The sequence below is a fragment of the Asanoa siamensis genome (genome assembly GCF_016862555.1).
GTDB classification, from domain to species: Bacteria; Actinomycetota; Actinomycetes; order Mycobacteriales; family Micromonosporaceae; genus Asanoa; species Asanoa siamensis.
In genome coordinates this window covers 74,046-80,669 of the sequence record NZ_BONE01000038.1, presented here as the reverse complement: position 1 = coordinate 80,669, position 6,624 = coordinate 74,046, and the positions used below count along the sequence as shown (strand labels likewise).

Annotated in this window: 7 protein-coding genes and 3 pseudogenes; 1 reads left to right on the top strand and 9 read right to left on the bottom strand. The window is 74.2% G+C overall.

From position 1 onward, the window contains the following. The 9 genes and pseudogenes from Asi02nite_RS23080 to Asi02nite_RS23055 all read right to left on the bottom strand — a co-directional run. Window positions 1-261 (bottom strand): hypothetical protein (locus tag Asi02nite_RS23080; RefSeq protein ID WP_444541776.1); only part of this gene is annotated, 261 nt, incomplete at its 3' end. A 194-nt stretch (window positions 262-455) separates the two neighbouring features. Then, window positions 456-1,193, bottom strand: coding sequence for a zf-HC2 domain-containing protein (locus tag Asi02nite_RS23075; protein WP_203715972.1), 738 nt, complete (start codon window positions 1,191-1,193; stop codon window positions 456-458). Next, window positions 1,190-1,882 (bottom strand): sigma-70 family RNA polymerase sigma factor, encoded by a 693-nt coding sequence (locus Asi02nite_RS23070; RefSeq protein WP_239126967.1) that lies wholly within the window; start codon window positions 1,880-1,882, stop codon window positions 1,190-1,192. Before Asi02nite_RS23070 ends, Asi02nite_RS23075 begins: the two co-directional genes overlap by 4 nt. A 147-nt stretch (window positions 1,883-2,029) precedes the next feature. Then, window positions 2,030-2,221, bottom strand: a complete 192-nt coding sequence (locus Asi02nite_RS41775; RefSeq protein WP_239126970.1) for a hypothetical protein — start codon at window positions 2,219-2,221, stop codon at window positions 2,030-2,032. A gap of 66 nt (window positions 2,222-2,287) precedes the next feature. Beyond that, a pseudogene (locus Asi02nite_RS42385) lies at window positions 2,288-2,701 on the bottom strand (molybdopterin cofactor-binding domain-containing protein); the annotation flags it as partial. A gap of 364 nt (window positions 2,702-3,065) precedes the next feature. Beyond that, window positions 3,066-4,010, bottom strand: a pseudogene (locus Asi02nite_RS23065) (xanthine dehydrogenase family protein molybdopterin-binding subunit); the annotation flags it as partial. Window positions 4,011-4,114: 104 nt separating this feature from the next. Then, window positions 4,115-4,894, bottom strand: coding sequence for an FAD binding domain-containing protein (locus tag Asi02nite_RS42380; RefSeq protein WP_275410382.1), 780 nt, complete (start codon window positions 4,892-4,894; stop codon window positions 4,115-4,117). 109 nt (window positions 4,895-5,003) lie between these two features. Next, window positions 5,004-5,108, bottom strand: a pseudogene (locus Asi02nite_RS42375) (FAD binding domain-containing protein); the annotation flags it as partial. Next, window positions 5,105-5,596, bottom strand: coding sequence for a 2Fe-2S iron-sulfur cluster-binding protein (locus Asi02nite_RS23055; protein ID WP_203715979.1), 492 nt, complete (start codon window positions 5,594-5,596; stop codon window positions 5,105-5,107). The gene Asi02nite_RS23055 and the pseudogene Asi02nite_RS42375, both read right to left, overlap by 4 nt. Window positions 5,597-5,780: 184 nt before the next feature. Here Asi02nite_RS23055 and Asi02nite_RS23050 point away from each other — a divergent pair, with 184 nt between their 5' ends. Beyond that, a complete protein-coding gene (locus Asi02nite_RS23050) occupies window positions 5,781-6,581 on the top strand; it encodes an endonuclease/exonuclease/phosphatase family protein (protein ID WP_203715970.1) in 801 nt (266 codons plus the stop codon). Window positions 6,582-6,624 lie beyond the last annotated feature (43 nt).

Genomic DNA, 6,624 nt, shown 5'->3' with positions numbered 1-6,624 from the left:
GGCCGGCGCGGCCGGCGCGGCCGGCGCGGCCGGCGCGGCCGGCGCGGCCGGCGCGGCCGGCGCGGCCGGCGCGGCCGGCGCCTTGGGCGCCTCGGGCGCCTCGGCGGTCGGCGTAGGGGTCGGCGCCGCGGTCGCCTGCACCTGCGACGCGAGCTGCGGAGCCGCCGTGCCACCGGCCCCGTCCGTGGGAGCGCAGGCCGTGAGCGCGGCCGCGACGGCCACGGCGCCGGCGACGACCAGGGTTCGCGTGATGTGTGCCATCTGAGCCTCTCCTTCTCGACAGGTCGCCGGGAAGTACGAGGGTCGATGGCAACGGGATGACCGTGTGGACGGTGCGGAGTTTCACAGTGGAATCGGTGATCCGACGGTCCACACGCCACGTACACAGAAGAACGCGCCGCGCGACAGAGAAAGGGGCCGCCACGGCGAACCGGGCGGCCCTGGAACAGCGACGATCAGATCTGGATGGTGACCAGCGGGCTCGCGGCGCCGTCAGGCCCCATCTTCTCCACCTGGACCGCGCGGATGTTCTCCAGCGACGCGGCCGTGGCCGTCTGCAGCACCAGCGGGTCGGGCCGTGACGGCGTGCCGTACCCCTGCTCCGGAACGCGCCAGCTCGACACGACCTCCCGGCCGCCGTCGTCCGTCAGCACCACGAGCCGGCAGGTCGCCGGGCCTTCGAGCCGGGTCAGCGCGAACGAGATCCGGGTGCCGAACGGCCGCGACTCGGCGGCGAGCTCCGCGTGCACACCGCTCGTGGCGTCGGTCGCGCTGTGCTCCTCACCGGGGCCGATGCTGGCGGGCGCCGTCGTGGCCGGCGCGGTGGGGCCGGCGACCACGTCGGGCTGCCCGGCCCAGCGCGCGCCCGCGAACAGGGCGACCCCGCTGAACAGGGCGATCAGGATCACGCCGGCCGCGATGCCGATCAGCCGCTGCTGGCGCGCCCGACGCCGGTCGTCGCCGACGGCGGTCAGCACCCGGCCGAGCAGCACGCCGTCGTCGGTGACCTCCTCGGTCACGGCCAGGTCGTCACCGTCCACCTCGGACAGTGCGTCGACGGCCGGCAGGAACGACTCCAGCTCGCCGGCACACACCCAGCAGGTCGCCAGGTGCTCCTCGAACCGTTCGCTGTCGGCCGGGTCGAGGACACCCAGGGCGTACGACGCGACGTCCCAATGCTGCTCGCGGCTCATGACTGCGTCACCTCGCGCTCCTCCAACGCCGCGCGCAGGGCACGCAAGGCGTAGTAGACGCGGGACTTCGCCGTCCCCAACGGCAGCCCCAACTCCTCGGCCGCCTCCGGCACCGTGCGGCCCCGGAAGTACGTCGCCAAGATAATCTCACGGTGGGCCTTGCTCAAGGTCTTGAACGCCGCGGTGATCGTCATGCGGCGCAGGACGTGCTCGGTCTCGTCGGACTCCGCGATCCGCGAGAGGTCCTTGTCGTAGGTCTCCGGTGGTCGGGCCTGCTCGCTGCGGTGCTCGTCGATGACGATCCGCCGGGCCACGGTCACCAGCCAGGGCCGCAACGGCGTCTGCCCGGAGGTGTCCAGGCGGTGCGCGTTGCGCCAGGCCCGCAGCAGCGTCTCCTGCACCACGTCCTCGGCCCGTTGGCGGTCGCCCGCCGTCAGCCGCAGCACGAACATCAGCAACGGGCCGGCGTGCTCCTTGTAGAGCAGCCGCATCAACTCGTCGGCGTCGGCGGCGGGTGCGGGCGCGGGCGTGGACACCGGATCGGTCGTCGTGGCAGCGGCATCCTCGGCGGGCTCGGCTGGGGTGTGACCGGAATCCGACGGTGGCAGCACCCGGCTATTCTGTCGTGTGCCGGCCCGCTCGTCGGTAGCCGCCCCCGGAAGCCCATGTGACCAGGGCGGGAACGCCAAGGTCGAGTTCGGAGCGACACCGGGCGGCGCGATGGCGACCGCGGGCATCCCGGACCTCCCTCGTCCTCGGGCAGGGGCGGCGGACCCGCCGCGCCACCCGGGTGTACGCGTGCCGGCGCGGATCGGATCAAACGGTGGAGCGGAATCTCACGGACGGGGCGGACCGCCGGCCCGTACCTTCTCCGGTGTGATCGGGAGGTCGCGGACGCGTACCCCTGTGGCGTGGAAGACGGCGTTGCCGACCGCGGCGGCCGCGCCGACGATGCCCAGCTCACCGATGCCCTTCGCGCCGACCAGGGTGACGTCGTCGTCGGCGCGCTCCAGCGAGTGCGCCTCCACGCCGCGGATGTCCGCGTTGGCCGCGACGTGGTACTGCGCGAGGTCGTGGTTGACGAACATGCCCAGGCCCGGGTCGATCACGGTCTGCTCGCAGAGCGCCATCGAGATGCCCATCACCATGCCGCCGACGAGCTGGGAGTGCGCCGTGCGGGCGTTGAGCGGATGGCCGTACGCGAACACGCCGAGCAGCCGGTCGACCCGCACCTGGCAGGTGTCGGCGTCGACGCGGACGGCGCAGAAGTGCGCGCCGTACGAGTGCCGCGCCCGATCGGGTGGTAGCTGGTCGTCGGTGGTGTCGGCGGTGACCTCGAGACCGTCCGCCGGCACCGCGCCGCCGTGCTCCCCCACCCGTGCCCGCAGCGCGGCGCACGCCTTGCGTACCGACCCGCCCCACGACGCCGTGCCCGCGGAACCGCCCGCGACCGCCGCCGGCCCGTAGCCGGAGCGTCCGATCTGGATGGTGACCCGCGCGGGCGGCACGTCGAGGGTGTCCGCGGCGAGCTGCCCAGAGGGCGGTCCGCGAGCCCGTGCCGATGTCGACCGCGCCGACCGAGACGACGAAGGTGCCGTCGTGCTCCGCCCGCGCGGTCGCCTCACCCGGGCCCTGGTAGACCGGGTAGAGCGAGGAGGCGAGCCCGGTGCCGAACAGCCACCGGCCGTGCCGGCGGACGCCCGGCGTGGGGTCCCGTTGCGCCCAGCCGAACCGTTGCGCGCCGACGGTCAGGCAGTCGACCAGGTGCCGGCCGGCGAACGGCAGGCCCGAGTCCGGCTCCACCGCGGGCTCGTTGGCCAGGCGCAGGGCCAGCGGGTCCAGGTCGAGGGCGTACGCGAGCTCGTCCATCGCCGATTCCAGCGCGTACATCCCCGGGGTCTTGCCGGGTGCCCGCATCACCCGCGGCGTCGGCAGGTTGAGCCGGGCGAGCCGGTGGCGGGTCCGCAGGTTGTCGGCGGCGTACATGGTGCGGGTGGCGGTCGCGGTCTGCTCCACGAACTCGGAGATCACCGAGCTGTAGCCGAGCGCGTCGTGGTCGATCGCCGTCAGCGTGCCGTCGCGGCGGGCGCCGAGCCGGATGCGGTTGCGGGTCGCGGTGCGCCCCGGTGACATGGTGAACATCTGCTGCCGGGTCACCTGCAGCTTGCAGGGCCGGCCGGTGACCCGCGCGGCCAGCGTCGCCAGCACCGCGCCGGCGGTCGGCCAGACCTTGGCGCCGAACCCGCCGCCGACGTGCTCGGTGATCACCTCGACCTGCTCGGGCGGGATGTCCCAGAGCAGGCCGTAGCCGGTCGCGGCCCGCCACGGCCCCTGGTTGGAGTCGTGCACCACCAGCCGGTCGCCGTCCCAGCGGGCGATGACGGCCACGGTCTCCATCGGATTGTTGTGTTCGGACGGTGTGCTGTACACGGTGTCGACCACGACGTCGGCGGCGGCCAGCGCGGCGTCCACGTCACCCTTGACGGTGCTGCCCGGGAAGCCCGCGTTGGTCTCGGCGGGCTCTTCGAGGCCGGGGTCGGCCGGGTCGAGCAGCACGTGGTGCGGCCGTTCCGCGTACCGGACTAGAACCTGTGCCGCGCCCTCGCGGGCGGCCTCGACGCTGGTGGCGACCACTCCGGCGACGATCTGCCCGCGGTACGCCACCTCCGGCGACTGGAGCACCAGCTCGTCGGCGATGACGGCCCGGTGGAGCCGGGGCGCGGTGGTGTGGTCGAGCACGGCGACCACCTCCGGGTCGGCCAGCGCCGCCGTGGCGTCGACCTCGGTGACGGTCCCGCTCGCCACGGTCGACCCGACCGGCCAGACGTAGAGCGCACCGTCGACGGGGTACTCGTAGGCGTAGAGCGCCGCGCCGGTGACCTTGTCGCGTCCCTCCAGCCTGGACAGTCCGGTGCCGACGGTCACGGTTGTGCTCCCCGCAGGTCCCGCACCACCGCGGCGACCAGGTCGGCGGCGAGATCGAGCTTGAAGGCGTTGTCGGGCAGCGGGCGGGCGTCGGCCAGCGCCGTCATCGTCGCGGCGCGGACGTCGTCGTCGCTCGGCCGCGTGCCGACCAGCAGCCGCTCGGCCGCCCAGAGGCGCCACGGCTTCGGTGCGACGCCGCCGAGGGCGAGCCGGATCTCGTCGATCCGCCCGCCGGCCCCGACACGCAGGACGGCCGCGAGCGAGACGACCGCGAACGCGTACGACCAGCGGTCGCGCACCTTGCGGTAGGTCGCCAGGGCACCGGCCGGCGGGGGTGGCAGCCGCACGCCGGTGACCAGGTCGCCCGGCTCGAGCACGGTCTCGATCCACGGCGTGTCGCCCGGCAACCGGTGCAGGTCGTGGATCGGCACCGTCCACTCGGCACCGTCGGGCCGGCGCACCTCGACCACGGCGTCGTACGCGGCGAGCGGCACGGCGAGGTCCGACGGATGGCTCGCGACGCAGGCGTCCGAGGTGCCGATCACCGCGAGGTCCCGGTGCACGCCCGCGACGGCCGCGCAGCCGCTGCCCGGCTCGCGCTTGTTGCACGGCGTGGTCGTGTTCTGGAAGTACGGGCAGCGGGTCCGCTGCAGCAGGTTGCCCGCCACGGTCGCCTGCGTGCGGATCTGCCCGGACGCGCCGGCGAGCACGGCCCGGGCGACCGCCGGGTAGCGCCGGCAGATGCCCTCGTCCCGCGCCAGCCGATAATTGCGCACGGCACCGCCGATCAGCACACCGCCGTCGGGGAGGTGCGCGACCGTGGTACGGGAGGCGGCTGACGTCGACCAGCAGGCCGGGCCGGAGCACGCCGAGTTTCATCAGGTCGACGAGGTTGGTGCCACCGCCGAGGTAGACCGCGTCGGGCTCGCCGGCGACGAGGGTGGCCGCCTCGCCCGGGTCGCTCGGTCGCGCGTACCGGAAGGCCCTCATCGCTCGGCCACCTCGCGCACCGCGGCGACGATCCCCGGGTACGCGCCGCACCGGCAGAGGTTGCCGCTCATCCGCTCGCGGATCTCCTCGTCGTCGAGGTCACCGGCGGCGGTCAGATCGGGGCTGACCCAGCTCGCCAGCCCGTCCGCGGCCTCGGCGAGCATGCCGACCGCGGAGCAGATCTGCCCGGGCGTGCAGTAGCCGCACTGGAAGCCGTCGTGGGCGATGAACGCGCGCTGCAGGGGATGCAGGTCGTCGCCGTCGGCGAGCCCCTCGACGGTGGTCACGGCCCGCCCGTCGACGGTGACGGCGAGCAGCAGGCAGCTGTTGGCCCGCTCCCCGTCGAGCAGGACGGTGCAGGCCCCGCACTGGCCGTGGTCGCAGCCCTTCTTGGTGCCGGTGAGGCGCAGGTGCTCACGCAGGGCGTCGAGCAGCGTGACCCGGTTGTCCACACGCAGCACCCGGTCGGCACCGTTGACCCGCAGCATCACGTCACCGCGCAGGTCGTCGCTCACGGCCGTCCCCCGTCCGTCACCCCAACCGTACGTCCGCCGCCGGGCGCCGGACACGTGTGGCCGATGAGGCCCATGCGCCCGCTTCGGCGACGGCGCCTGGCGTGTTGGTCGTCGCGGGGGTACGCGCCGCCGCCTGGCGTTGCCTAGACTGTGCGCGATGGCGTCTCGGCGGTGGTATCTGCTCGCCGTCCTGCTGCTCGCGGCCGGTGCACTGCTCGGTGGCTCCGTCGTGCCGCCCGATCGGGCCGTGCGGCTGTTGCAACTCAACCTGTGCGCCAGCGGGCAGGCCGGCTGCTACACCGGCCGGTCGATCGACGAGGCCGCCCGCGTCATCCGTGACACCCGGCCCGACGTCGTCACCCTCAACGAGATCTGCGCCGGTGACGTCGAGACGCTCGGTGCGGTGCTCGCGGGCGTGCACGGCGGGGCGGTGACGTCGGGCTTCCGGGCCGCGCCCGACCGGCCCTCGGGCGGGCCGACCCGGTGCGGGCGCAACGGCCAGGAATACGGCATCGGCCTGGTCGCCCGCCAACCCACCAGCGCGTACGAGGTGGTCGGCGGCCGCTATCCGATGCAGGACCCGGTCGACCCCGAGGAGCGTGTCTGGCTCTGCCTGCTCGCCCCGGTCGACGTGTGCACGACGCACCTGGCCGGGTTCGACCCGCAGGCGGCGCTGCACCAGTGCCAGCACCTGTTCGGCGTGACCCTGCCGGCGCTGCACCGGCGGTCCGGCTACCGCCCCACCATCGTGGCCGGCGACCTCAACCTGCGCTACGGCGCGCCACCGGACCTACGCGACTGCATGCCGGCGGGCTACCGGTGGCTCGGCGACGGCGGGCTGCAGCACGTGCTGGCCACGACCGACCTCGCGGTGCCCTCCATGCGGGGGGTCGACCTCGCCCGCAGCACCGACCACCCGGGCCTGCTCGTCACGGTCGGCCTGACAGGACCGACCTGACCGGGCCACATACTGAACACCAGGTGACAGGCGTACGATCCGG

Bases quoted from the DNA above. Each gene is read 5' to 3' on its own strand.
- Asi02nite_RS23050 (WP_203715970.1), top strand. From the start codon at position 5,781: ATGGCGTCTCGGCGGTGGTATCTGCTCGCCGTCCTGCTGCTCGCGGCC.
- Asi02nite_RS23075 (WP_203715972.1), bottom strand. From the start codon at position 1,193: ATGAGCCGCGAGCAGCATTGGGACGTCGCGTCGTACGCCCTGGGTGTC.
- Asi02nite_RS23055 (WP_203715979.1), bottom strand. From the start codon at position 5,596: ATGCTGCGGGTCAACGGTGCCGACCGGGTGCTGCGTGTGGACAACCGG.